The organism is Mycobacterium sp. 29Ha, assembly GCF_032883055.1.
GTDB classification, from domain to species: Bacteria; Actinomycetota; Actinomycetes; order Mycobacteriales; family Mycobacteriaceae; genus Mycobacterium; species Mycobacterium gallinarum.
In genome coordinates this window covers 30,977-54,600 of sequence record NZ_JAMQTI010000014.1, presented here as the reverse complement: position 1 = coordinate 54,600, position 23,624 = coordinate 30,977, and the positions used below count along the sequence as shown (strand labels likewise).

Sequence of the window (23,624 nt, the reverse complement as noted above, 5' to 3'; positions counted from 1 at the left end):
CCTCCTATAGGGGGCAATTTTCACCCACGGCAGGGGTCCGTGGTCTGCGAACGCGCCGGGCATATGACCGCGGGTCGCCGGAGAGCTTCCCGACGACCCGCGGCGCGCACTCCTAGTGCGGCGAATTGGTGATCTTCTTCTTGAACCGGATGGCCCGCTTGGCCAGCGTCGATTCCGACAGGGGTGGCCAAGGCCAACCGCTCTGACCCCCGCGCGGCGCCTTCAGGAACGCCAGCCCGAGGAACAGCCCGAAGATGACGTGCCCCAGCAGAGTGATGATCACCGTGGCCGTGTTCAGCGGGAACATCCGCTCCTCGCCGTTCGGCGACAGCGCGACGGTTGCCATCAGGCCGGCCCAGGTGGGAAACACCCCGAAGCCAATCGCAGCCAGCACCGCGTAGACGTTCTTCCACCTATCGATGCCGATGGCGTACGCGACGACGAAGAAGGCCACCCCCAGCCCGCCGGCATCGCCGAGGTATCGGTACACGTAACCGACCGCCGCACTACCCGCCGTGTCCGGCTCGCCGGTGACGAACGACCCCATCACGGGGATGAAGTCGCCCATCAATCCCAGCACGTGCACGGCGAACAGCCTGGCAGCGTCGTACACGATGCAAGCCACCATGCCCGCGATCAGGCCACGCCCGACGATCATGTCGATCCGGTGCGGCGCGAACGCGATGAGCGTTGCGAGCAACGCAACCAGCGAAATGGTCACCAGCGTGATGCCGCTCTGGGGCAGCAGACCGAACACCTCGACCGAGATCGCCAGGATTGGCATCGACGCCAGCAACAGCACCAGGGCGATGCGCGCGTACTCCCACTTGGTCGGCGGTGTGACCGCCGCCTTGCTCAGGTCGATGTAGCGCTGTCGGATGGTGTTGGTGACCTTTCCTACGACCGGGATGTCAACGAGTGGACGCAGCCGAACGGTGGCGCTGTCGACTCCGCTTACGGCCTTCGGAAGTGCCTTCAGCCGCACGGTCTTCGGCTCGCCGAGCGCTGCGGCCCCCTGGGGAGCGGTGGCTTGCGGAATCGGCCTGGCCGGCAGGTCGCCGGGGCGCAGCCGCACAGTTTCTTCAGGAGCTCGTCCGGTCATGCCGGTCGGTGCTGTCGTGGACATCGGATATTCCTGTTTCGCGGTGTTGACGACCTTTGCGATCGTTTTCAGTCGTTCTGGACGACATTCATAATGGTTTTCGGAGGTAGCCGCGGGTAATCGCCGCGAAGTCAGTTTTTCGCGCCGCAGCCGATAGGTTTTCCTATCCGCCAGGCAAGTTCGCCGCGAATCCGCGACCGAACATGGCAGGGTGAGCATCGATTCTCAGGGGGAGGTGGCGCGGTACATGTGCACGCGGGTGCTGTGGAACACCGAGGGCCGATACGTCATGGCGGGTCGCACGATGGACTGGCCCGAGTCGACGCAGCCGACGATCGTCGCCTTTCCGCGGGGGCGGCAGCGCGACGGCGGCAAGGTCGGCGACATCGTCGCGGTTGCCGACAAACCCCTGCGGTGGACGAGTCGCCACGCGAACCTGGTCACGACGGTGTACGGGATCGGCACCGTCGACGGGTTCAACGAGGCGGGCCTCGGAATGCACGCCCTGTTCCTCAAGTCCACCGACGTCGGAGCACGTGATCCGGGTCGGCCGGGTCTGCAGATGGGGCTATTTGGCCAGTACCTGCTCGACCAGGCAGGCAGCGTCGCCGAAGCCCTCGAGTTGATCGGCACGTTCCAGCCGGTGATGGTGGAGGCGCACGGACGCCAGGCCACCATCCATTTCGCGCTTGAAGACGTCGGCGGGGACTCGGCGATCATCGAGTTCGCCGAAGGGGAACCCGTCATTCACCACGGACGTCAGTTCACCATCATGACCAACGATCCCACCTATGACGAGCAGCTGGATTTGCTTTCACAGCAGGATTTTTCGAATCCGAGCAGTGACACCCCATTACCCGGAAACGTGAACCCGAAGGATCGGTTCCAGCGTGCGGCCTATTATTCAGCCCTGCTGACGCCGCCCGCCGATCGGCGGCAGGCAGTGGCGAGCGTGATGGCGATCATGCGCAACGTCTCGGTGCCGTTCGGTGCGCCGTACCACGACTTCGGCGTCTACAACACCGAATACCGGACCGTCATCGACCTGACGGAGAAGCTGTATTTCTTCGAACTGTCGACCAGTCCGAACGTGATCTGGATCGACTTCGACGCGCTGAAGCTCGACGGTCAGCCGTTGGAGATCAACCCGTACGACACCACTCTGGTCGGCGACGTCACATCGCGGTTCGAACCGCAGCCGGTGCCGTTCTAAATCTTCGAGATGACCTTCTCGCCGTACTTGTCGATGGCGCGCAGCTTGTTCTCCAGCGGTTCGGGGTCGGGCCCTACGGCGTAGGGCATCCGGAAGCCGACCATGATGTTCGTGACGCCGCGGTCCTCGAGCCGCTTGATGCCGTCGGGTTTGTACGCATCGAGCGACTGGGCGTGAATCTCGAACGGGTCCGTGCGGCCCTCTTCCTCGCGAAGCTCGTTGAGCCGCTTGATATATCGGTCGAGTGACTCGGGGTCGCCGAGGTCACCCCCGCCGTGCATCCAGCCGTCATTGCGGGCCGCGCGCCGCAGCGCCGCCTCGGCGTGCCCGCCGATGAGAATCGGGATCGGCCGGGTGGGCGCCGGTGACATCTTGGTCTTCGGGATGTCGTAGAACTCGCCGTGGTACTCGAAGTAGTCGCCAGTCGTCAGGCCCTTGACGATGTCGATGCACTCGTCCATGCGTTTGCCGCGCCGCGCGAACGGCACGCCCATCAATTCGTAGTCCTCGGGCCACGGGCTGGTACCGACGCCGAGGGCGAGCCGGTTGTCGGACAACGCGGCGAGCGAGCCGGCCTGCTTGGCCGTCAACGCCGGCGGGCGGATCGGCAGCTTGAGGACGTAGATGTCGAACCGCAGCGTCGTGGTGACGGCGGCGAGTGCGCTGGCGAGGACGAATGTCTCGACGATCTCCTTGCCGTCGAGGAATTCGCGGTTCCCGTCGGGGGTGTACGGGTACTTCGAGTCCGACTCATACGGGTAGGCGACGCTGTCGGCGATCGTCATCGCGTCGAAACCCGCGGCTTCGGCCGCCTTGGCGAGCGGGATGTAGTACTTCGGATGAGTCAGTGATTCCGCATAGGTGAAGCGCACCAGCCGATATTAGAACGTGTTCTAGTCTCAGGTTTGAGCATTGACGCGAAGGGAACTTCAACGTCGTGAGTGCGGCTAAGACGTTTTACAAGCCTCTGTCGATCGTGAGCAGCGTGATGGGCGGCCTGATCGCGGGCAAGATCTTCACCGAAATCTGGCAGCGCTTGAACCCCGACGACGAGGAACCGGATCCGAAGGATCTGAGTCGCTCGTTGCGGGAGGTCATGATTGCCGCCGCGGTCCAGGGGTTGATCGTGGGCGTGGTTCGTGCCGGGCTGGCCCGTGGGCAAGCCAAAGGATTCGCGGCGATCACCGACGAGGACTTGAGCTAGCCGGCCCAACCGGCATCATGGCCTAGGTGCGCAGCTGGTTGACCCGCAATGTGCGGTTGCTCGCGGCCGTGTCGTTTCTGCAGGACACCGCCAGCGAGCTGCTCTACCCGCTGCTGCCGATCTATTTGACATCGGTGCTCGGTGCGCCCGCCGCGGTGGTCGGCGCCGTCGAAGGCGCGGCCGAGGGTGCGGCGTCGCTGACGAAGCTGGCAGCCGGGCCGCTCGGTGATCGTTTCTCGCGCCGGCCGCTGATCGCCACCGGCTACGGCATGGCCGCACTGGGCAAGGTGATGGTGGCCGCCGCCTCGGGGTGGACGGGCGTGCTCGCGGGCCGGGTGGTGGACCGGCTGGGTAAGGGCATCCGTGGTGCGCCTCGCGACGCGCTTCTGATCGTCGACATCGACGCGGCCGCGCGCGGTCGGGTGTTCGGATTTCACCGTGCGATGGACACCTTTGGCGCCGTGGTCGGTCCGCTGCTGGGTCTGGTGGGCTATCAGCTGCTGGACCAGCAGATCGCACCACTGTTGTGGGTCGCGGTCGTGCCCGCCGTGCTGAGCGTCGCGTTGGTGTTCCTGGTGCGCGAACGTGTGCCGCTGCCGAACAAGGCGACTCGCCGCGCGGTGTTCTCCCGGGTCAAGGATCTGCCCTGCAGCTATTGGCGGGTGACGGCGGTTGTGGTCGCGTTCGGATTGGTGAACTTTCCCGACGCGTTGCTGTTGTTGCGGCTCAACGAGATCGGGTTCTCGGTGACCGAGGTGATACTCGCGTATGTGGGTTACAACGCCGTCTACGCGGTCGCCAGCTATCCGGCGGGGCTGCTCGCCGACCGTGTCGGCAAACCGCTGGTGTTCGGCATCGGGTTGGTGTTCTTCGCGATCGGTTACACGGGTCTCGGTATGACGACCGACGCGCTGTCGGCGTGGCTGCTGATCGGCGTCTACGGTCTGTTCACCGGATGTACCGACGGCGTGGGTAAGGCCTGGGTCTCGTCGCTTGTCCCCGACGACGTGCAGGGCAGCGCGCAGGGAGTCTTTCAGGGCCTCAGCGGCTTTGCAGTCCTTGCGGCTGGTCTGTGGGCCGGGTTTCTGTGGGGCGACGGTCGACTACCGCTGTTGATTTCGGGTGTCGCGGGCGGGGTGGTCGCCGTTGTGGTGCTTTTGATCGCGATCGGCGGCCGTCACCGCACCTCGACTGCCTCCAGCGCGAAGGGCGGTGCGCCGACTCCGGCCACCGAATAGCCGCCCTGCGGGGGCCGCTCGACGATGCGTGCCTGCGCGTGGTGCTCTCCGATCGAGACGGTCGCCTGTCGCGGCAACTTGGTGTCGCCGGGCAAGTCGTCGAAAACCGTTCCCTGCCAGTGATATCGGCCGTCTATCGGGTCGACGTGGCCGGCCAGTCGCACGCGCACGGTGTGTTCGTCCTCGCCGATGCGCACGCTGGCGGGCCCGTCGTAGATCTCGCTCACCGTTGTCTGTTCTTCGCGCAAGCGCTCATCACCGGGGCAGGAACCCGCTGCGCCGCCACATGCGCCGCGCGATCGGGCCCATCAGCCCGACCTCCTCCAGGAACGCCGCCAGCGGCGCGAACCCGAGGACGTGCGTTTCGTGCCGGTGCGCGCTGCTGCGCGCTGCGCGGCGGGCCTCGCGCGCGTCCAGGCCGACGCGGCGGTACTGCACCTTGTTGGTGAACAGGAAGCGGAAGAAGTAGCCGCCGACGCCGTTGATGTTGGCGACGAAGAACTTCGGCAGCCGCCGCATGGTCGGGGTGCGCTTACGCAGCCCGTCGCGGGCGAATTGGATGTGGCGGGCTTCCTCGGTGACGTGGATACGCATGAGGCGCTGGATGATCGGCTGCAGGTCGTCGTCGTCCATCATCTGCCGTTGAAGGGAGTCGAAGATCTCCTCGCCAACCAGCGCGGCGACCCACAGCATCGGCCCCTGGAAGGCGAAGGGCAGCAGGTTGATGATGAAACGCTGGTAGTACCTGGGCCGCACCGGGTTTGCGCCGACACGTTCGATCGCCTTGCCGAACATCACCATGTGACGGGTCTCGTCACCGAGCTCGGTGAGTTCGTAGTGCGTGGCGCTGGCGGTGGGGTCCTGGTGCATCATCTTGCGCAGCAACGCCTGGTTCAGGATGTTCTCGAACCAGATGCCGGCCGACAGCGTGTTCACCAGCTCCTGGCGTGACAACTCGATCTGCTGCTCGCGGGTCATCGCGTTCCACATCGGCGTGCCATAGAGCGAGACGCATTTCGGCGGCAGGAAGAACTTGTCAGGGTCCAGCGGCGCATCCCAGTCGATATCGACGACCGGCGCGTAGGACTTCTTGACGGAACCCTTCAGCAGACGTTCGGCGAACTCTTCACGAGTGGGTGCGGTCATCAACGACTCCCTCCGACTGCGCTGTCGTGAACGTTGTTCGAAAGGTACGGAGCCGGGTGCCAACATGTCAATACCCCGGGTATCGGGTACCCATGGTATCCCCAGCTCGTGCCGTATTCTCGGCGCGTGACCCGTCGGATCCACGTCATCGGCATCGGCGCGGGCGACCCCGACTACGTGACGGTGCAGGCAGTGACCGCGCTCAACGACACCCGGGTGTTCTTCGCGATGGACAAGGGCGACACCAAGGACGACCTGGTCGCGCTGCGACGCCTGATCTGCGAGCGATTCATCCGCGAACCGGGGTATCGGTTCCACGAGATGCCTGATCCGCCACGCGCCAAGGGCGGCGACTACCGACAGGCCGTCGCCGACTGGCACGCCGAACGCGCCCGCCTGTGGGCTGACGCGATCACCTCAGAACTCGGCCCCGGCGACGTGGGTGCGTTTCTCGCATGGGGTGATCCATCGCTCTACGACAGCACACTGCGGATCCTGGACCGCGTGGCCGAACACGTCGACATCGACTACGACGTCATTCCCGGGATCACCGCGATCCAGGCGCTGACGGCCCGACACCGCATACCGCTCAACGACGTTGGCGAGCCCGTGCTCATCACCACCGGACGGCAGTTGCGCGCCAGCGGTTTGGCGGGCAGCGCGGTCGTCATGCTCGACGCCGACTGCTCGTTCCAGGGGTGCCCGCCCGACACCCGGATCTGGTGGGGTGCCTACCTCGGCACGGCCGACGAACTGCTGTTCTCCGGAACGGTCGGCGACGTCGGTGCGCACATCGTGACGGCGCGCGCAGCAGCCCGCGCCGAACACGGCTGGATCATGGACACCTATCTGCTGCGCGGCCCGGAATAGCCCGCATCGTGGGAAGATCAGCCGCATGGGATCTTTCCTGCTGCGTGCGGCACTGACCGGGTTTGCGCTGTGGGTTGTGACCCTGATCGTTCCCGGGATCAGCTTCATCGGCGGGGATTCGACGCTGCAGAGAGTCGGCATCATCTTCGTCGTCGGCGTGATCTTCGGTCTGGTCAACGCGATCATCAAACCGATCGTGCAATTCATCTCGATCCCGCTCTACATTCTGACGCTCGGCCTGATTCACATCGTGATCAATGCGCTGATGCTGTGGATCACGTCGTGGATCACCGAGCACACGACGCACTGGGGCCTGTTCATCGACGACTTCTGGTGGACGGCGATCTGGGCGGCGATCGTGCTGTCGATCGTGACCTGGTTGTTGTCGCTCGTTGTCGGCTCGAGTGAACGCGCAGCGGACCGCTAGCGGCACACTGGAGATATGCCCGAACTGCCCGAGGTCGAAGCGCTCGCCGATCATCTGCGCCGCAACGCCGTCGGGTTGACCATCGGGCGCATCGACGTGTCGGCGTTCTCGGTGCTCAAGACGTTCGACCCCGCTATCGCGGTGCTGCACGGCCAGACCGTCACCGGCGCCAATCGGTGGGGCAAGTACCTCGGAATTCAGTCCGGCGATCTGCACCTGATCACGCACCTGTCGCGGGCCGGATGGCTGCGGTGGTCGGACAAGCTCGCGGCGGCGCCCCTGAAACCCGGTAAGGGTCCGATCGCGCTGCGCGTCCACCTCGGCACACCGGGGGAAGGGGCGGGCTTCGACCTCACCGAGGCCGGGACGCAGAAGCGGCTGGCGGTGTGGCTGGTCGACGATCCGGCCAAGGTGCCGGGCATCGCCGCGCTCGGACCCGACGCGCTGTCGCTGGGACCGGAAGACCTGGCCGCCGTTCTTGCCGGCAACAGCGGTCGTATCAAGACCGTGATCACCGACCAGAAGGTGATCGCCGGCATCGGCAACGCCTACAGCGATGAGATCCTGCACGTTGCGAAGATCTCGCCGTTCGCGACGGCGGGCAAGCTCACCGAAGCGCAGCTCTCCGCATTGCACGACGCGATGATCTCCGTCCTCACCGATGCCGTGAGCCGATCCGTGGGTCAGGGGGCCGCAACGCTGAAGGGGGAGAAGCGATCCGGGCTGCGCGTGCACGCCCGTACCGGCCTGCCGTGTCCGGTGTGTGGTGACACCGTGCGCGAGGTGTACTTCGCCGACAAGTCGTTCCAATACTGCGCGACGTGTCAGACGGGCGGCAAGATTCTGGCGGACCGGCGAATGTCGCGGCTGCTCAAGTAGATCGGCAGTACGAGCGGGTGGCCGACGTCAACGCCTGCTGGTAGAGGCCGTCGAGTTTTCGTGCGGTGACCACCGCGGCCGTCGCATCCGCCAGGTCTCTCCCGCAGCCCTGACTGTGTAGCGAATTCCAGTGCAGGGCAATCTCATCAACCAGGGTCTTGTTCAGCCCGTTGATCTGGGTTCGTGATTCGGCGAGGTCCGGTGCGCTTGTCGGTGCGATGCCCGGATCGAACTTCCACTGGCCGAAGCGGGTGTACTGGACCCCTTCGTTGGCGGCTATCTGATCGGTGAAGACGGTACGCACGTAGGCCGGGTCGATACCGTGGGCCGTCGCATCGGCTGCCACCGAGTCCAGTACCTGGTTCGACCTCGCGGGGTCGGTGATGGCGCCGCCGTTGATCCACTTGGTGGCCGCCACCGGATCGGCGGTCGCCAAGCGTTGGGCTGTCGCGTCGACCAGTTGATAAAAGGGGTAGACGGGCTGGGCCGCGGCGACCGGCGCCAGGACTACCTGGCCCGCCAGCAGGGCAGAGGCCACGAGAAGTGAACTTCGATTCGGGATCACACCATCATCATGCATAAGCTGACCGCGTGACTCGGCAGAAAATCTTGATCACCGGCGCCAGTTCGGGGCTCGGAGAAGGCATGGCCAGGGCGTTCGCCGCCAAGGGGCGCGACCTTGCATTGTGTGCCCGCCGCGTCGAGCGGCTCGACGACCTGAAGGCAGAACTCCTGGAGCGCCATCCCGGCATCACGGTGGCCGTCGCCGCGCTCGACGTCAACGACCACGATCAGGTGCCCAAGGTTTTCGCCGAGCTCTCCGACGAGTTGGGCGGTATCGACCGCGTCGTCGTCAACGCGGGTATCGGTAAGGGCGCACCGCTCGGGTCGGGCAAGCTGTGGGCGAACAAGGCCACGCTCGAGACGAATCTCATTGCCGCACTTGTCCAGATCGAGACCGCGCTGGAGATGTTCAAGGCCGCCGGCGGTGGACACCTGGTGCTGGTCTCTTCGGTGCTCGGCAACAAGGGCGTCCCGGGAGTGAAGGCCGCGTATGCGGCGAGCAAGGCCGGTGTGACGTCGCTTGGAGAGTCGCTGCGTGCCGAATACCTCAACGGTCCGATCAAGGTGACCACCCTGGAACCGGGATACATCGAATCGGAGATGACGGCGAAGTCTGCGTCGACGTTGTTGATGGTGGACAACGAGACTGGGGTCAAGGCGATGGTCGACGCGATGGAGCGCGAGGCCGGCCGGGCAGCCGTTCCGTGGTGGCCGTGGGGGCCGCTGGTACAGCTGATGCGGGTCCTCCCGCCGCGTCTTGCAAAACGTTTTGCTTAGAAAAGCTTCATGTTTAATGGCCGCGCGGCCGCGGGTAGCCCAATTTCATGAACGCGAAGATGATGAAGTTGACACCTTTCCTATTCGCGGGTGCGGCGGCCGCCGCGATCGCTGCTGCGCCCATCGCCAGTGCTCAGCCGGCGCCGCCGCCGTGCGTGAACGCTGACGGCACGCCCTGTGGGGCCATCGGCAACGTCACAGCCGGGCCGGGCGGCGGAGCGAACGTCGCCATTCCCAACGGGCCGGTCGGCACTGCCGACGGCGGCGGGGCCTCCGGTGTGATTCCCAACGGTCCTGGTGGTTCCGCGGACCTGGGCGGTGCTAGCGGCTCACTGTCGCCGGTCGGACCGGGCGGTTCAGCAGGTCCTGGTGGGGCCAGCGGATGTCTCCCCAATGTCGGGTGCATCAACATCCCGGCGGGATAACCCCAACGCCCAGTTGTGATTTCGGTGCGCCTGTGATCGCTCCGCGAGTGTAGGCGCACCGGAATCGCTAGGCGGAGCGACCCCGCTCCGCGCGGCTCAGGCGGTTCTACCGCGCTCCGCGCGGCTCAGGCGGAGCGACCCCGCTCCGCGCGGTAGTGACGCACCAGCGCGTCGGTCGAGGAGTCCGACTGTTCCGCGGGCGCGTCGTCGGCGGTGATCACCGGAAGCAGCGCCTTGGCCTGGGTCTTGCCGAGTTCCACACCCCACTGGTCGAACGAGTCGATGCCCCAGACGACGCCTTCGGTGAACACCTGGTGTTCGTAGAGGGCGATCAACTGGCCCAGCACCGACGGCGTCAGCTTGGTCGCCAGGATCGACGTGCTGGGCCGGTTACCCGGCATCACCTTGTGCGGAACGACATCCGGGGGAGTCTCTTCCGCGGCAATCTCTTCGGCGGTCTTGCCGAATGCCAGCACCTGCGTCTGGGCGAAGAAGTTGCTCATCAACAGGTCGTGCATGCTGCCCGTGCCGTCGGCGGTCGGCAGGTCGTCGGTGGGCTGCGAGAAGCCGAGGAAATCGGCGGGCACCAATCGGGTGCCCTGATGCAGCAGTTGGTAGAAGGCGTGCTGGCCGTTGGTTCCCGGTTCGCCCCAGAAGATCTCGCCGGTACTCGTCGTCACCGGTGAGCCGTCGGCACGCACCGACTTGCCATTGGATTCCATCGTCAGCTGCTGCAGGTAGGCGGCGAACCGTGACAGATCATTCGAATACGGCAGTACCGCACGGGTTTCCGCGCCGAAGAACTCGTTGTACCAGAGGCCGATGAGGCCGAGCAGCGCTGGCGCGTTCGCCTCCAGTGGCGCGGTACGGAAGTGTTCGTCGACGATGTGGAAACCGGAAAGGAACTCTGCGAACCGCTCCTTGCCGATGACCGCCATCACCGACAAACCGATTGCCGAGTCCACCGAATACCGTCCGCCGACCCAATCCCAGAAGCCGAACATGTTGTCGGTGTTGATACCGAAGTCGTCGACCAGCTTCTTGTTCGTCGACACCGCCACGAAGTGCTTGGCCACCGCGGCGTCGCCGAGCGCGTCGGTGAGCCAGCGACGCGCGGCAGTCGCGTTGGTCAGCGTCTCCAGTGTCGAGAACGTCTTGGACGCGATGATGAAAAGCGTTGTGGCCGGGTCGAGTCCGTCGAGCTTGGCCACCAGGTCGGCGGGGTCGACGTTGGAGACGAACCGGGCCGAGATACCAGCGTCGGCGTAGTGACGCAGGCCGAGGGTGACCATCGCAGGGCCCAGATCCGAACCGCCGATGCCGATGTTGACCACCGTCGTGATGCGCTCGCCCGTCGCGCCGGTCCACTCACCGCTGCGCAGCCGGTCGGTGAAGTCGCCCATCTTGTCGAGCACCTCATGGACGTCGGCGACGACGTTCTGGCCGTCCACGGACAGCTCGGCACCACGCGGCAACCGCAGCGCGGTGTGCAGCACCGCGCGATCCTCCGAAGTATTGATGTGCGCGCCTGCGAACATCGCGTCGCGGCGCTGCTCCAGGCCCGCCGCGCGCGCCAGGTCCACAAGCAGCGCCAGCGTCTCGCGGGTGACGCGGTGCTTGCTGTAGTCGATGTACAGATCGCCGACCGTCAGCACCAGCTCCGACCCGCGGGCAGGATCTTCGTGGAAGAACTCGCGTAGGTGTTCCTCGCCGATATCGTCGTGATGCCGTTGCAGGGCCTGCCATGCGGCAGTGGCGGTGATGTCGGGAATCTGCGAGGTATCGGCGGTCATGTAGCCGACATTAATGCGGCCAAATGTCCAAAGGTGTAAGAGGGAGTAATGGATACCGCCAAGCTGCTGTCGTCTGTGCCCACCGGCCTGTGGATCGGGGGCGAGGAGCGCAAAGGTTCCTCGACGTTCGACGTGCTCGACCCGTCCGACGACAAGGTTCTGATCTCTGTTGCCAACGCGACGCCCGAGGACGCCGTCGCCGCCCTGGACGCCGCGTGCGCGGTACAGGCCGACTGGGCGGCCACCCCGCCACGCGAACGCGGCGAGATCCTGCGTTCGGTGTTCGAGAAGATCACCGAACGCGCCGAAGACCTGGCCACCCTGATGACGTTGGAGATGGGCAAGGTGTTGCCCGAGAGCATGGGTGAGGTCAAGTACGGCTCAGAGTTTTTCCGCTGGTTCGCCGAGGAAGCCGTGCGCATCGCGGGCCGCTTCACGCCGAGCCCGGCGGGCACCGGCCGCATCCTGGTCACCAAGCAGCCGGTCGGGCCGTGCTACGCGATCACGCCGTGGAACTTCCCGCTGGCCATGGGGACCCGCAAGATCGGCCCGGCGTTCGCGGCCGGCTGCACGATGATCGTCAAGCCCGCCCAGGAGACGCCGCTGACGATGCTGCTGCTGGCCAAGCTGATGGACGAGGCGGGGCTGCCCAAGGGCGTGCTGTCGGTGCTGCCGACGAGCAGCCCCGGCCCGGTCACCGAGGCCCTGATCAACGACGGCCGGCTTCGCAAGCTGACCTTCACCGGATCCACCGGCGTCGGGAAGGCGCTGGTGAAGCAGTCGGCCGACAAACTGTTGCGCACCTCGATGGAGCTCGGCGGCAACGCGCCGTTCATCGTGTTCGACGACGCCGACGTGGACGCCGCCGTCGACGGCGCGATCCTGGCCAAGATGCGCAACGGGGGCGAGGCCTGCACGGCGGCCAACCGCTTCCACGTCGCGAACTCGGTGCGTGAGGAGTTCACCGACAAGCTGGTCAAGCGGATGAGCGAGTTCACGCTCGGCAAGGGCACCGACGAGTCATCGACACTGGGGCCGCTGATCAACGCCAAGCAGGTCGCCACGGTCGAGGACCTGGTGTCCGACGCGGTGTCGCGCGGCGCGACGGTCGCGGTCGGTGGCGTCGCTCCCGGCGGTCCGGGCAACTTCTACCCGGCGACCGTGCTGGCCGACGTTCCCGCCGACGCCCGCATCCTCAAGGAGGAGGTGTTCGGGCCCGTCGCGCCGATCACCGGCTTCGACACCGAGGAGGAGGGCATCGCCGCCGCCAACGACACCGAGTACGGGCTGGCCGCCTACGTCTACACGCAGTCGCTGGACCGCGCGCTGCGCGTCGCCGAGGGCATCCAGTCGGGCATGGTGGGCATCAACCGCGGGGTGATCTCCGACCCGGCGGCACCGTTCGGGGGAGTGAAGGAATCCGGATTCGGCCGCGAGGGTGGCTCTGAGGGCATCGACGAATACCTCGACGTCAAGTACATCGCGCTGACCAAGTAACACCCCTTGCGCGAGGCTGCGTAAAAGTCCGTCCGGCACGGCGTGTCGGGGACTTTCGCGTCTGCTCGCGCGGGAAAGATTTCGGCAGTGCGCACCGCTGAGAGCCGTGGGGGAATCCCCGCGTTGGACGGCATCCGTGCGGTGGCGGTCGCGCTGGTCCTGGCCGACCACGGCGGTGTCCCGGGCCTGTCGGGCGGGTTCCTCGGCGTCGACGTGTTCTTCGTGCTCAGCGGATTCCTGATCACGTCGCTGCTGCTCGACGAGCACCGGCGGACGGCGCAGATTCGTCTCGGCGACTTCTGGATTCGGCGCGCCCGTCGACTGCTGCCCGCCCTGCTGGTGATGGTGCTGGCCGTCGTGGCGGCCCGCGATCTGTTCTCGCCCGAATCCACGGCGTCGCTGCGCGAAGACGCCGTCGCCTCGTTCTTCTGGATGTCCAACTGGGCCTTCGTCGCGCAGCGCGCTGACTACTTCTCACAGGGCGCGCCGCCGTCGCCGCTGCAGCACACGTGGTCGCTCGGGGTGGAGGAGCAGTACTACCTGCTGTGGCCGCTGCTGCTCGTCGGCGTCGCGGCGCTGTTCTGGTCCCGGCTACGACTGGCCGTTTTCGTGCTGTCGACCGTCGGCGTCATCGCTTCGGCGACCGCGGCGATCGTGCTCACCACCGACTCGACGCTGAACCGCATCTACTTCGGCACCGACAGCCGCGCACAGGCGTTGTTGGTCGGCTCTGCCGCGGCCGCACTGCTGGTGCGGGACTGGTCGGTGCTCAACGACGGCGGAACGCTGATCCGGACGCGGTGGGGCCACATCGTCGCGCGCATCCTGCCGTTCATCGGCCTGGCTGTGCTCGGCGCGGCGGCGCACTATGCGACCGGCAGCGTCGGCGACTTCCGCGGCGGCCTGCTGATTGTGGTGGCGATCGCGGCCGTCCTCGTCGTCGCACCGGTGGCACTGGAGCAGGAGGGACCCGTCGCGCACGCCCTGGCGTGGCGGCCGCTGGTGTGGCTCGGCGCGATCTCCTACGGCGTGTACCTGTGGCACTGGCCGATCTTTCTGGCGCTCAACGGTGAACGTACGGGGCTGTCCGGCTGGCCACTGTTCGTCGTTCGCTGCGCGATCACGGTGGGCCTTGCCGCGGCGTCGTGGTGGCTGCTGGAGCAGCCGATCCGTCGCTGGCGGCCTATGCATGTGCCGCTGCTGCCGTTGGCGGGTGCGACGGCCGCGACCGCCGCTGTGGTGACGATGGCGGTGCTACCCGTCGGCGTGAAGACCGAGCAGCCGCCGCTGGGCCCGGCGATCGACTCCGCCGCGCTCGCGCTCGTCGGGCCGGAGGTGCCCGTCGAGGTCCGCAAACCGACTGCGCACGAGCCCGGCACCCGCACCGTCGCGGTGTTCGGCGACTCGATCGCGTGGACGATGATGCGGTACCTGCCGCCGACACCAGGGCTGGCGTTCACCAATTACACGACGATCGGGTGCGGCATCGCCCGCGGCGGCCCCTACCGGTACGTCGGACAGACGCTGAACCAGAAACCCGAATGCGACACCTGGTCCAGCCGGTGGTCGCAGCGCATCAACCATGACCGCCCGGACGTGGTGTTGCTGATGGTCGGCCGCTGGGAGGTGGTCGACCGGATGAACGAAGGCGTCTGGACCCACATCGGCGAGGACGGTTACGAGGACTATCTGCGTGGCGAACTCGACCGCGCGCTCGACATTCTCGGCTCGACCGGCGCGCAGATCGTGGTCACCACCGAGCCCTACAACCGGCGCGCCGAAAAGCCGGACGGCAGCTTGTATCCCGAAGACAATCCCGATCGCGTCGACCAGTGGAATGCGTTGCTGCGCAGCGTCGTGAAAACGCGCCCGAACGTCGAGTTGCTCGATCTGAACCGCAAACTCGGGCCCAACGGCGTCTACACCAACTGGGTCAACGGCATCCGTGTGCGCAGCGACGGTGTGCACCCGACACCGGAAGCGGTGGAGTGGCTGACGCCGTGGCTGACCGACGCGCTGCGCTGAGTCCTAGTGCCCGAGGCGGCCGCGGCCCAGCCGCAGCAGCAGCATCGCCAGGTCCTTGCCGTCGGGTCCGAGTTCGCTGTAGCGCTCGATGACCTTCATCTCACGGCTGTGCACCAGACGGGTGCCGCCGGACGCCATCCGGGCCTGGCCGATGAGCTTGGACACCTCGGTGCGGCGTTTCACGGCTTCCAGGATCGTCGCGTCCAACTTGTCGATTTCCTGGCGCAGGTCGTCTATGTCTGGCAACTGTTCGACCTCGATAGTCATGGGATTCTCCGGTTTCTCGTTGTGTAAGGGACTGCGGTCTCATCCGGTGATCGGGCCTCACACAAGAGACGAGCCCCGGATCCGGAAGAGGACCGCGGGGCTCTGTGAAGCAGCTAGACCACGGGTACCTCTGGCCGGTACCCGTAAAAAAATCGTCCTTGCTGCATGAGCACGTAATGAGTGTGCCATCAAGGGCCGCGCCGGCGCAAAGATGTCGCTGGACAGCGGTAAGTTCGGTGATGAAATGTCGATTTCTTCGCCACCATCCTCCATGGACACCGAGACCGACCAGCTCCTCGACGGGCTGAACCCCCAGCAACGGCAGGCGGTGCTGCACGAAGGCTCGCCGCTGCTGATCGTCGCCGGGGCGGGTTCCGGTAAGACCGCCGTGCTGACCCGCCGGATCGCCTACCTGCTCGCCGCCCGAGAGGTCGGTGTCGGCCAGGTGCTGGCCATCACGTTCACCAACAAAGCGGCCGCCGAGATGCGCGAGCGGGTGGTCAACTTGATCGGCCCGCGCGCTCGGAACATGTGGGTGTCGACGTTCCACTCCACGTGTGTGCGGATCCTGCGCAACCAGGCCTCGCTGCTGCCCGGGCTCAACTCGAACTTCTCGATCTACGACTCCGACGACTCGCGCCGCTTGCTGATGATGATCGGCAAGGACATGGGCCTGGACACCAAGCGGTACTCACCGCGGTTGCTGGCCAACGGCATCTCCAATCACAAGAACGAGCTGGTCGGCCCCGAGCAGGCGGCGGCCGAGGCGTCGGAGGCCGGCGAGGAACTGCCGCGCATCATCGCCGAGGTCTACGGCGAGTACCAGCGGCGCCTGCGTATGGCCAACGCACTGGACTTCGACGACCTCATCGGCGAGACAGTCGCTGTGCTGCAAGCCTTTCCGCAGATCGCGCAGTACTACCGGCGGCGGTTCCGGCACATCCTGGTCGACGAGTACCAGGACACCAACCACGCGCAGTACGTCCTGGTGCGCGAGCTGGTCGGCAGGGAAACCGAAGACGGGGTGGCGCCGGCCGAGCTGTGCGTCGTCGGCGACGCCGACCAGTCGATCTACGCCTTCCGCGGTGCGACCATCCGCAACATCGAGGACTTCGAACGCGACTTCCCCAACGCCACAACCATTCTGCTGGAACAGAACTACCGCTCGACGCAGAACATCCTGTCCGCGGCCAACTCCGTCATCTCCCGGAATGCCGGCCGTCGTGAGAAGCGGCTGTGGACAGACTCCGGCGAGGGTGAGCTGATCGTCGGCTACGTCGCCGACAACGAGCACGACGAGGCACGCTTCGTCGCAGGCGAGATCGACGCGCTGGCCGACCGCGGCGACATCTCCTACAACGACGTCGCGGTGTTCTACCGCACCAACAACTCCTCGCGCGCGCTGGAGGAGGTGTTCATTCGGGCCGGCATTCCGTACAAAGTCGTTGGCGGCGTGCGCTTTTACGAACGCAGGGAGATCCGCGACATCGTCGCCTACCTGCGCGTGCTGGACAATCCCGGCGACTCGGTGAGCATGCGGCGCATCCTGAACACCCCGCGGCGCGGCATCGGCGATCGCGCCGAGGCGTGCGTGGCGGTGTACGCCGAGAACACCGGCGGCAGCTTCAACGACGCGCTGCAGGCCGCCGCCGAGGGCAGGGTGCCGATGTTGAACACCCGCTCGGAGAAGTGCATCGCAAGCTTCGTCGAGATGCTCGACGAACTGCGCGGGCGTCTCGACGGTGAGCTCGGCGAGCTCGTCGAGGCGGTGCTCGATCGCACCGGCTATCGCACCGAGCTCGAGAATTCGAGCGACCCGCAGGACCTCGCACGCCTCGACAACCTCAACGAATTGGTCAGCGTCGCACACGAATTCAGCACCGACCTGGCCAATGCTGAGGCCCTGGGCGAGCCTGAGGACGAAGACATCCCCGACACCGGGGTGCTCGCCAAGTTCCTGGAGCGGGTGTCGCTGGTCGCCGACGCCGACGAACTGCCCGAGCACGGCGCGGGTGTGGTGACGATGATGACGCTGCACACCGCCAAGGGGCTCGAGTTTCCGGTCGTGTTCGTGACGGGCTGGGAAGATGGCATGTTCCCGCACATGCGGGCGCTCGGCGATCCGACGGAGCTGTCCGAGGAGCGTCGGCTGGCCTACGTCGGCATCACTCGTGCCCGTCAGCGGCTCTACGTCAGCCGGGCCAAGATCCGCTCGTCGTGGGGTCAGCCGATGCTGAACCCGGAATCGCGCTTCCTCAAAGAGATTCCGCAGCACCTGATCGACTGGCGGCGTACCGACCCGGGGCCGTCGATGCCGGCGCCGGTGAGTGGGGCGGGCAGGTTCGGGACACCGCGTCCGTCACCCACACGTTCCGGCGCGGGCAAGCGGCCGCTGCTCGTGCTCGAGCCCGGCGATCGGGTCAACCACGACAAGTACGGCCTCGGACGCGTCGAAGAGGTTTCCGGCGTGGGCGAATCGGCGATGTCGCTCATCGACTTCGGCAGCTCAGGCCGCGTCAAGCTCATGCACAACCACGCCCCGGTCTCCAAGCTCTAACCGCTGCTGCGACCCCACCGCGCGGTAGCGGGCAACAACGCGCACGCGATCGTCGCCAGCGGCAGCACTGGTATCGCGTAGACGATCGTCGGCAGCCTGGCCCCGGCGACGAACAGGCTCGAGAAGATCATCAGCGCGACGACGGCGCCGACGATGATCAGCAGGCGGCTCACCCGGCGGCGCAGCAGCAGCCCGATCAACCCGGCGATGAGCGCAGCCGCGGAGATGGCGGTCAGAAACGCGACGGCCACACAGAACAGCAGGTCGGTTTCCCACCAGCCAGTGATCAGGTCAGTGGCGATGACCGCCGTCGCCCAACCACTGAGAATGCTCAAGATGGCCGCCGCGATCGCCGGGCGCGGGTTCGGCCACGGATTCGTGGGCGTCACCGGGGTCGGCCTGGCGCGCGGGATGTAGGACGTCTGCGGATCTGCCGCGGCGGGAAACTCGCCGGTGGGGTGGCGGCGGATGATCGACGTCTGCGGATCCGCTCCGACGGGGATTTCGCCCGTGGGGTGTCGGCGGATTATGCGGGTGGAGCTGGGTTCGTCGTCGTCACTTCCACTGTCACTGGCCACTTAGCCAGAGTAATTGGACAACGCGAGTCCCCGTTTGGAGAGCCAGCCGACGGGGTCGACGCGGTCGGTGCCGTTGAGCAGCACCTCGAAGTGCAGATGCGGGCCCGTCGAGTTGCCGGTGTTGCCCATCTTGGCGATCTGATCGCCCGCCCACACGCGCTGCCCGATCTCGACGTTCCACGCGCTGAGATGTCCGTAGAGCGTGACGGTGCCGTCGGCGTGCCGCAGCTTGACCCAGTTGCCGTAACCGCCCTGCGGCCCGGCGTCGATGACGATGCCGTCCGAAGCCGCAAGGATCGGGGTGCCGATCGCGTTGGCGATGTCGATGCCGCCGTGCAGTACACCCCAGCGGTAGCCGAAGCCAGACGTCCAGGCGCCCTTGGTGGGCATCACGAACATGGGGCGCTGCAGGCGGGCCTCGCGTTCGGCGCGCTCGCTCGCGAACGCGGCGGCCTTGGTGACCTCCTCGGCGTGCACAGCAGCATCGAACGTCGAGGAGACGGTCACCACCTGCATGCCGTCGGTCGAACCGGTGATGGCACCGCCGGCGAGGACGTCCTGGTCCGCTGCCAGCACGGTCGCGGGGCCTTCCTCGGACGCGTTGGCCATCGTGTAGGCGCCGGCAGCGGTGGCGCCGACCGCCATCGCTGCGACCATCAACCGGCCCTTGACGGGCACTTCCTGCTTGCGGTGCGCGCCGCCGCGGGTGATCGCGAAGATGTCGGTCGCGGCCGCGCCGTCGCTGACGTCGGTGTGGCTGTCTCGGTACGCGTGTGATGAGCGCCGTTCGTCGCGCGGATCGCGGCGGAATTCGGACGGCACAGCCAGTCGCTGAGGTAGCTGATCGTCGGTGTCGTGCAGGTCGTCGAGCTCGGGAGCGTGGATGACCTGAGCTTCGCGATCGAAGGCACTGTTCTGATTGAAGTCCAGCTCAGCCCCGAGATCAGGCAGGTCGCCGAACTCGTTGAACGGAATGATGTCGGTGATTTCCGCGGGTCGTTCAGCGGGGCGGCGGATGGTTAGCCGGGTGGTCGACACTCCAGATGGAGATCGTGACGCACGGTGCTGAGCCAACCTGAAAGTCCCTTTGCTCGTGATCTATTCGTTACCAACGCGGACCAAAGGCACGTTAACCAAATCCCAATGTTGGTGGCAACCCGAGGGAGTATTCCGCCGGGGATTGTGACGTGTATCACTGATACCCGGCGGTGAGATCCACCACATGACAGGTAGGCGGTTCAGAGGGCTCAACCTCGTGTGGATAAAGTTCCCCCGAGCCTGTGAGGCCCAAACCTTCGACTTCATTACTCAAACAGACACGCAGCACAGACAAGGGATGTTTCAGAGCCCATGGACCTTTTCGAATACCAAGCCAAAGAGCTGTTCGCGAAACACCACGTGCCGACCACACCTGGCCGTGTCACCGATTCCGCCGAGGACGCCAAGGCGATCGCCGAGGAGATCGGCAAGCCGGTGATGGTCAAGGCGCAGGTGAAGGTCGGCGGACGCGGTAAGGCCGGCGGCGTGAAATACGCCGCGACTCCCGACGACGCGTTCACCCACGCGCAGAACATCCTCGGCCTCGACATCAAGGGTCACGTCGTCAAGAAGCTGCTGGTCGCCGAGGCCAGCGATATCGCCGAGGAGTACTACATCTCCTTCCTGCTCGATCGTGCCAACCGCACCTATCTCGCGATGTGCTCGGTCGAGGGCGGCATGGAGATCGAAGAGGTCGCGGCGACCAAGCCCGAGCGGCTCGCCAAGGTGCCCGTCAACGCCGTCAAGGGTGTCGACCTGGCCACCGCCCGCTCGATCGCCGAGCAGGGCCACCTGCCGGCCGAGGTGCTCGACGCGGCCGCAGTGACCATCCAGAAGCTCTGGGAGGTGTTCGTCGCCGAGGACGCCACTCTGGTCGAGGTCAACCCCCTGGTGCGCACTCCGGACGACCAGATCCTCGCCCTCGACGGCAAGGTCACGCTCGACGCGAACGCCGACTTCCGCCAGCCCGGTCACGCGGAGTTCGAGGACAAGGACGCGACCGACCCGCTGGAGCTCAAGGCCAAGGAGCACGACCTCAACTACGTCAAGCTCGACGGTTCGGTCGGCATCATCGGTAACGGCGCCGGGCTCGTCATGTCGACACTGGACGTCACCGCCTACGCGGGGGAGAAGCACGGCGGAGTGAAGCCGGCGAACTTCCTCGACATCGGTGGCGGCGCGTCGGCCGAGATCATGGCCGCGGGTCTGGACGTCATCCTCAATGACGCTCAGGTCAAGAGCGTCTTCGTGAACGTGTTCGGCGGCATCACCTCCTGCGACGCGGTCGCGACCGGCATCGTCAACGCGCTGAAGATTCTCGGTGACGAGGCCAACAAGCCGCTGGTCGTCCGTCTCGACGGGAACAACGTCGAAGAGGGGCGCCGCATCCTGGCCGAGGCCAATCACCCGCTGGTCATCCAGGCCGACACCATGGACGCCGGTGCCGACAAAGCCGCCGAGCTGGCGAATAAGTAAGGGAATCTTGATATGTCGATCTTTCTGAACGCAGACTCCAAGGTCATCGTCCAGGGCATCACCGGCGGTGAGGGCACCAAGCACACCGCGCTCATGCTGAAGGCAGGTACCCAGCTGGTCGGCGGCGTGAATGCCCGCAAGGCCGGGACTGAGGTGTCCCACGTCGACAGCGAGGGCAAAGAGGTCCGTTTACCGGTGTTCGGCTCGGTCTCCGAGGCGATGAAGGAGACGGGCGCCGACGTGTCCGTCGTCTTCGTGCCACCGAAGTTCGCCAAGGACGCGATCATCGAGGCCATCGACGCCGAGATCCCGCTGCTGGTCGTCATCACCGAGGGAATTCCGGTGCAGGACAGCGCTTATGCGTGGGCGTACAACCTGTCTAAAGGTGGCGACGGGGCGCCGAAGACCCGCATCATCGGCCCCAACTGCCCGGGCATCATCACGCCGGGTGAGGCGCTGGCGGGCATCACGCCTGCCAACATCACCGGCTCGGGCCCGGTCGGTCTGGTGTCGAAGTCGGGCACGCTGACCTACCAGATGATGTTCGAGCTGCGTGACTTCGGCTTCTCGACCGCCATCGGCATCGGTGGTGACCCCGTCATCGGCACCACCCACATCGACGCCATCGAGGCGTTCGAGAAGGATCCGGCGACCAAGGTCATCGTGATGATCGGTGAGATCGGTGGCGACGCCGAGGAGCGGGCTGCCGACTACATCAAGGCCAACGTCAGCAAGCCGGTCGTCGGCTACGTCGCGGGCTTCACCGCACCCGAAGGCAAGACCATGGGCCACGCCGGCGCCATCGTGTCGGGCTCGTCGGGCACCGCACAGGCCAAGAAGGAAGCCCTCGAGGCCGCCGGTGTGAAGGTGGGCAAGACCCCGTCGGAGACGGCGCGCCTGGCGCGGGAGATCCTGCAGAGCCTCTGACTCGGGGCGTGAGATGCGCCGCAGAATTAGTAACACGTTCTAGTTATCGATTAGCCTGACGAATTAACACGCGTCAGGAGGTCTGTAATGGCGGTCGATCCGCGCACACCGGTGTTGGTCGGTGTCGGCCAATTCACCGAGCGCATCGACGATCCCTCCTATCGGGGCATGTCATCGGTGGAGCTGGCCACGGCTGCGGTACAGGCCGCCCTGGCCGACACCGGTGTCGACGCCGGCCCCGTGGCGCAGGCCATCGAGGTGTTCGTCGGACTGCGGCAATTCGAGATCTGCACGCCGTTCGATAAGCCGCCGCTGGGTTGCTCGGACAACTACCTGCGGTCGGTGGCCAGGCGCGTCGGCGCGGATCCGGCCCGCGCGGTGCTGGAGCCCATCGGCGGCAACGGACCGCAGAAGCTGGTGACGGAGTTCGCCGGAGCGATAGCGGCAGGCGACATCGAGGTCGCGCTCATTCTGGGCTCCGAGAACGGCTCCACGTTGCGGACTTTCGCGCGCCGCGACGACAAGCCAGATCACAGTGAGACCGTCGGCGGCCAGCTCGAGGACCGGGGTTACGGCTTCGAGCAGTACATGAGCGAGTACACCGCGACGCACGGGCTGACCGGTGCGCCGGTGCAGTACGGCCTGTTGGACAATGCGCGCCGCGGCCGACTGGGTCTCAGTGTCGCCGACTATCGCGTGCAGATGGCCGAACTGTTCGCGCCGTTCTCCAAAGTGGCTGCCAAGAATCCGTTTTCGTCATCCCCGGTCGAACGTTCGGTGGATGAGCTGATCACGGTCACCGACGACAACCGGATGATCTGCGATCCGTATCCGCGTTTGATGGTGGCCCGCGATCAGGTGAACCAAGGTGCGGCCGCACTGCTGATGTCGGTTGCCGCCGCGCAACGGCTCGGCGTGTCCGAGGACAACTGGGTGTACCTGCGTGGTCATGCCGACCAGACCGAACAGGATCTGCTGGACCGCGTCGATGTCAGCATCAGCGTATCGGCCAGACAGTCTGTCGCAGAAGCACTTCGGGTCGCTGGAATCGGCATCGACGACGTGGCGACATTCGACCTCTACAGCTGCTTCCCGTTCCCGGTCTTCACCGTGTGCGACGAGTTCGGGCTGGCGGCCGACGATCCGCGGGGCCTCACGCTCACCGGCGGTCTGCCGTACTTCGGCGGCCCGGGTAACAGCTACTCACTGCACGGCATCGCCGAGACGGTGAGCCAAATGCGAGACCATTCAGGCACATTCGGTCTCGTCGGCGCGAACGGCGGCGTCATGAGCAAGTACTCGGTGGGCGTCTACTCGACGGAGCCCGCCGACTGGGTAGCCGACCGCAGCAAGGCGCTGCAGGCGGATATCGCCGCGCTGCCCAAGGTGGCGGTCACCCGTAACGCCGAGGGTCGGGGCAGGATCGAGACTTATTCGGTGCGCTACGACTGGCCCGTCACCACGGGTGTCATCATCGGTCGACTCGACGCCGACGACAGCCGGTTCATGGCACTCACCGAGGACGAAGACCTCGTGAAGCTGATGACCACGGGTGACCCGCTGGGCGCGGCGATCTCGGTGACCTCGGACGGCAAGAAGAACACCGCCACGCCGGCCTAGT

22 protein-coding genes and 2 pseudogenes are annotated in these 23,624 nt (G+C 65.9%); 15 read left to right on the top strand and 9 right to left on the bottom strand.

All coding sequences use genetic code 11. From position 1 onward, the window contains the following. Positions 1 to 112: 112 nt before the first annotated feature. Positions 113 to 1,126, bottom strand: a complete 1,014-nt coding sequence (locus M1248_RS18920) for a hypothetical protein (RefSeq protein ID WP_317149356.1) — start codon at positions 1,124 to 1,126, stop codon at positions 113 to 115. Positions 1,127 to 1,313: 187 nt separating this feature from the next. Between M1248_RS18920 and M1248_RS18915 the strand changes: the two genes are divergently transcribed. Continuing rightward, a complete protein-coding gene (locus M1248_RS18915; protein ID WP_317149355.1) occupies positions 1,314 to 2,315 on the top strand; it encodes a linear amide C-N hydrolase in 1,002 nt (333 codons plus the stop codon). Here M1248_RS18915 and M1248_RS18910 read toward each other — a convergent pair. Continuing rightward, entirely contained in the window at positions 2,312 to 3,187 is an 876-nt protein-coding gene (locus tag M1248_RS18910) for a TIGR03619 family F420-dependent LLM class oxidoreductase (RefSeq protein ID WP_317149354.1), read from the bottom strand. The genes M1248_RS18915 and M1248_RS18910 overlap by 4 nt on opposite strands. 65 nt (positions 3,188 to 3,252) lie before the next feature. On the opposite strand from M1248_RS18910, the gene M1248_RS18905 reads away from it, so the two are divergent. Next, entirely contained in the window at positions 3,253 to 3,519 is a 267-nt protein-coding gene (locus M1248_RS18905) for a DUF4235 domain-containing protein (protein ID WP_317149353.1), read from the top strand. Between the two features lie 26 nt (positions 3,520 to 3,545). Beyond that, positions 3,546 to 4,757 carry an MFS transporter gene (locus M1248_RS18900; RefSeq protein WP_317149352.1) on the top strand — a complete coding sequence of 404 codons (1,212 nt, stop codon included), beginning with the start codon at positions 3,546 to 3,548 and terminating at the stop codon, positions 4,755 to 4,757. Here M1248_RS18900 and M1248_RS18895 read toward each other — a convergent pair. Together M1248_RS18895 and M1248_RS18890 are read right to left on the bottom strand one after the other, a co-directional pair. After that, positions 4,697 to 4,984: a DUF4873 domain-containing protein gene (locus M1248_RS18895; protein ID WP_317149351.1), complete on the bottom strand. Its 288-nt coding sequence runs from the start codon at positions 4,982 to 4,984 to the stop codon at positions 4,697 to 4,699. The genes M1248_RS18900 and M1248_RS18895 overlap by 61 nt on opposite strands. 28 nt (positions 4,985 to 5,012) lie before the next feature. Continuing rightward, positions 5,013 to 5,903 carry a diiron oxygenase gene (locus tag M1248_RS18890; RefSeq protein WP_317149350.1) on the bottom strand — a complete coding sequence of 297 codons (891 nt, stop codon included), beginning with the start codon at positions 5,901 to 5,903 and terminating at the stop codon, positions 5,013 to 5,015. Between the two features lie 126 nt (positions 5,904 to 6,029). Between M1248_RS18890 and cobF the strand changes: the two genes are divergently transcribed. The 4 genes and pseudogenes from cobF (at position 6,030) to M1248_RS18870 (ending at position 8,079) form a co-directional block, all read left to right on the top strand. Continuing rightward, positions 6,030 to 6,773: a precorrin-6A synthase (deacetylating) gene (gene cobF / locus M1248_RS18885; protein ID WP_163730644.1), complete on the top strand. Its 744-nt coding sequence runs from the start codon at positions 6,030 to 6,032 to the stop codon at positions 6,771 to 6,773. A 25-nt stretch (positions 6,774 to 6,798) separates the two neighbouring features. Further along, complete coding sequence (locus M1248_RS18880) at positions 6,799 to 7,200, top strand: phage holin family protein (protein ID WP_163687602.1); 402 nt, start codon at positions 6,799 to 6,801, stop codon at positions 7,198 to 7,200. Between the two features lie 15 nt (positions 7,201 to 7,215). Further along, positions 7,216 to 7,458 (top strand): annotated as a pseudogene (locus M1248_RS18875) (DNA-formamidopyrimidine glycosylase family protein); the annotation flags it as partial. Between the two features lie 153 nt (positions 7,459 to 7,611). After that, entirely contained in the window at positions 7,612 to 8,079 is a 468-nt protein-coding gene (locus M1248_RS18870; protein ID WP_317149447.1) for a zinc finger domain-containing protein, read from the top strand. Here the strand turns inward: M1248_RS18870 and M1248_RS18865 are convergent. Continuing rightward, positions 8,072 to 8,659: a chorismate mutase gene (locus M1248_RS18865; RefSeq protein WP_410506691.1), complete on the bottom strand. Its 588-nt coding sequence runs from the start codon at positions 8,657 to 8,659 to the stop codon at positions 8,072 to 8,074. The genes M1248_RS18870 and M1248_RS18865 overlap by 8 nt on opposite strands. 11 nt (positions 8,660 to 8,670) lie before the next feature. Between M1248_RS18865 and M1248_RS18860 the strand changes: the two genes are divergently transcribed. Together M1248_RS18860 and M1248_RS18855 are read left to right on the top strand one after the other, a co-directional pair. Next, positions 8,671 to 9,420 carry an SDR family oxidoreductase gene (locus M1248_RS18860; protein WP_317149348.1) on the top strand — a complete coding sequence of 250 codons (750 nt, stop codon included), beginning with the start codon at positions 8,671 to 8,673 and terminating at the stop codon, positions 9,418 to 9,420. Between the two features lie 47 nt (positions 9,421 to 9,467). Then, complete coding sequence (locus tag M1248_RS18855) at positions 9,468 to 9,845, top strand: hypothetical protein (RefSeq protein ID WP_163730640.1); 378 nt, start codon at positions 9,468 to 9,470, stop codon at positions 9,843 to 9,845. A 125-nt stretch (positions 9,846 to 9,970) separates the two neighbouring features. Here the strand turns inward: M1248_RS18855 and pgi are convergent, their stop codons facing one another. Continuing rightward, positions 9,971 to 11,638 carry a glucose-6-phosphate isomerase gene (gene pgi, locus M1248_RS18850; RefSeq protein WP_317149347.1) on the bottom strand — a complete coding sequence of 556 codons (1,668 nt, stop codon included), beginning with the start codon at positions 11,636 to 11,638 and terminating at the stop codon, positions 9,971 to 9,973. A gap of 48 nt (positions 11,639 to 11,686) precedes the next feature. Here pgi and M1248_RS18845 point away from each other — a divergent pair, with 48 nt between their 5' ends. Both M1248_RS18845 and M1248_RS18840 read left to right on the top strand, forming a co-directional pair. Next, positions 11,687 to 13,135: an NAD-dependent succinate-semialdehyde dehydrogenase gene (locus M1248_RS18845; RefSeq protein ID WP_163730638.1), complete on the top strand. Its 1,449-nt coding sequence runs from the start codon at positions 11,687 to 11,689 to the stop codon at positions 13,133 to 13,135. A gap of 87 nt (positions 13,136 to 13,222) precedes the next feature. Next, a complete protein-coding gene (locus M1248_RS18840; RefSeq protein ID WP_317149346.1) occupies positions 13,223 to 15,160 on the top strand; it encodes an acyltransferase family protein in 1,938 nt (645 codons plus the stop codon). Positions 15,161 to 15,163: 3 nt separating this feature from the next. Here M1248_RS18840 and M1248_RS18835 read toward each other — a convergent pair. Continuing rightward, positions 15,164 to 15,470 (bottom strand): annotated as a pseudogene (locus M1248_RS18835) (chorismate mutase). A gap of 201 nt (positions 15,471 to 15,671) precedes the next feature. Between M1248_RS18835 and pcrA the strand changes: the two are divergent. Then, entirely contained in the window at positions 15,672 to 17,984 is a 2,313-nt protein-coding gene (pcrA, locus tag M1248_RS18830; RefSeq protein WP_163730635.1) for a DNA helicase PcrA, read from the top strand. On the opposite strand, the gene M1248_RS18825 is transcribed toward pcrA, so the two are convergent. Next, positions 17,981 to 18,562: a hypothetical protein gene (locus M1248_RS18825; RefSeq protein WP_317149345.1), complete on the bottom strand. Its 582-nt coding sequence runs from the start codon at positions 18,560 to 18,562 to the stop codon at positions 17,981 to 17,983. The two genes, pcrA and M1248_RS18825, sit on opposite strands and share 4 nt — an antisense overlap. After that, on the bottom strand, positions 18,563 to 19,636 hold the full coding sequence (locus tag M1248_RS18820) for a M23 family metallopeptidase (RefSeq protein ID WP_163730633.1): 1,074 nt from the start codon (positions 19,634 to 19,636) through the stop codon (positions 18,563 to 18,565). A 276-nt stretch (positions 19,637 to 19,912) separates the two neighbouring features. On the opposite strand from M1248_RS18820, the gene sucC reads away from it, so the two are divergent. From sucC to M1248_RS18805, 3 genes are all read left to right on the top strand, one after another. Continuing rightward, positions 19,913 to 21,076: an ADP-forming succinate--CoA ligase subunit beta gene (sucC, locus tag M1248_RS18815; RefSeq protein WP_163730632.1), complete on the top strand. Its 1,164-nt coding sequence runs from the start codon at positions 19,913 to 19,915 to the stop codon at positions 21,074 to 21,076. 12 nt (positions 21,077 to 21,088) lie between these two features. After that, on the top strand, positions 21,089 to 22,003 hold the full coding sequence (gene sucD, locus M1248_RS18810) for a succinate--CoA ligase subunit alpha (RefSeq protein WP_163730631.1): 915 nt from the start codon (positions 21,089 to 21,091) through the stop codon (positions 22,001 to 22,003). Positions 22,004 to 22,090: 87 nt separating this feature from the next. Beyond that, positions 22,091 to 23,623 (top strand): acetyl-CoA acetyltransferase, encoded by a 1,533-nt coding sequence (locus M1248_RS18805; protein ID WP_317149344.1) that lies wholly within the window; start codon positions 22,091 to 22,093, stop codon positions 23,621 to 23,623. Position 23,624 lies beyond the last annotated feature (1 nt).

What these genes read in the sequence shown, in the direction of transcription:
- M1248_RS18920 (WP_317149356.1), bottom strand. Translation starts at nt 1,126, where the DNA reads ATGTCCACGACAGCACCGACCGGCATGACCGGACGAGCTCCTGAAGAA.
- M1248_RS18890 (WP_317149350.1), bottom strand. Translation starts at nt 5,903, where the DNA reads ATGACCGCACCCACTCGTGAAGAGTTCGCCGAACGTCTGCTGAAGGGT.
- M1248_RS18880 (WP_163687602.1), top strand. Translation starts at nt 6,799, where the DNA reads ATGGGATCTTTCCTGCTGCGTGCGGCACTGACCGGGTTTGCGCTGTGG.
- M1248_RS18865 (WP_410506691.1), bottom strand. Translation starts at nt 8,659, where the DNA reads ATGCATGATGATGGTGTGATCCCGAATCGAAGTTCACTTCTCGTGGCC.
- M1248_RS18855 (WP_163730640.1), top strand. Translation starts at nt 9,468, where the DNA reads ATGAACGCGAAGATGATGAAGTTGACACCTTTCCTATTCGCGGGTGCG.
- pgi (WP_317149347.1), bottom strand. Translation starts at nt 11,638, where the DNA reads ATGACCGCCGATACCTCGCAGATTCCCGACATCACCGCCACTGCCGCA.
- M1248_RS18845 (WP_163730638.1), top strand. Translation starts at nt 11,687, where the DNA reads ATGGATACCGCCAAGCTGCTGTCGTCTGTGCCCACCGGCCTGTGGATC.
- pcrA (WP_163730635.1), top strand. Translation starts at nt 15,672, where the DNA reads ATGTCGATTTCTTCGCCACCATCCTCCATGGACACCGAGACCGACCAG.
- sucC (WP_163730632.1), top strand. Translation starts at nt 19,913, where the DNA reads ATGGACCTTTTCGAATACCAAGCCAAAGAGCTGTTCGCGAAACACCAC.
- sucD (WP_163730631.1), top strand. Translation starts at nt 21,089, where the DNA reads ATGTCGATCTTTCTGAACGCAGACTCCAAGGTCATCGTCCAGGGCATC.
- M1248_RS18805 (WP_317149344.1), top strand. Translation starts at nt 22,091, where the DNA reads ATGGCGGTCGATCCGCGCACACCGGTGTTGGTCGGTGTCGGCCAATTC.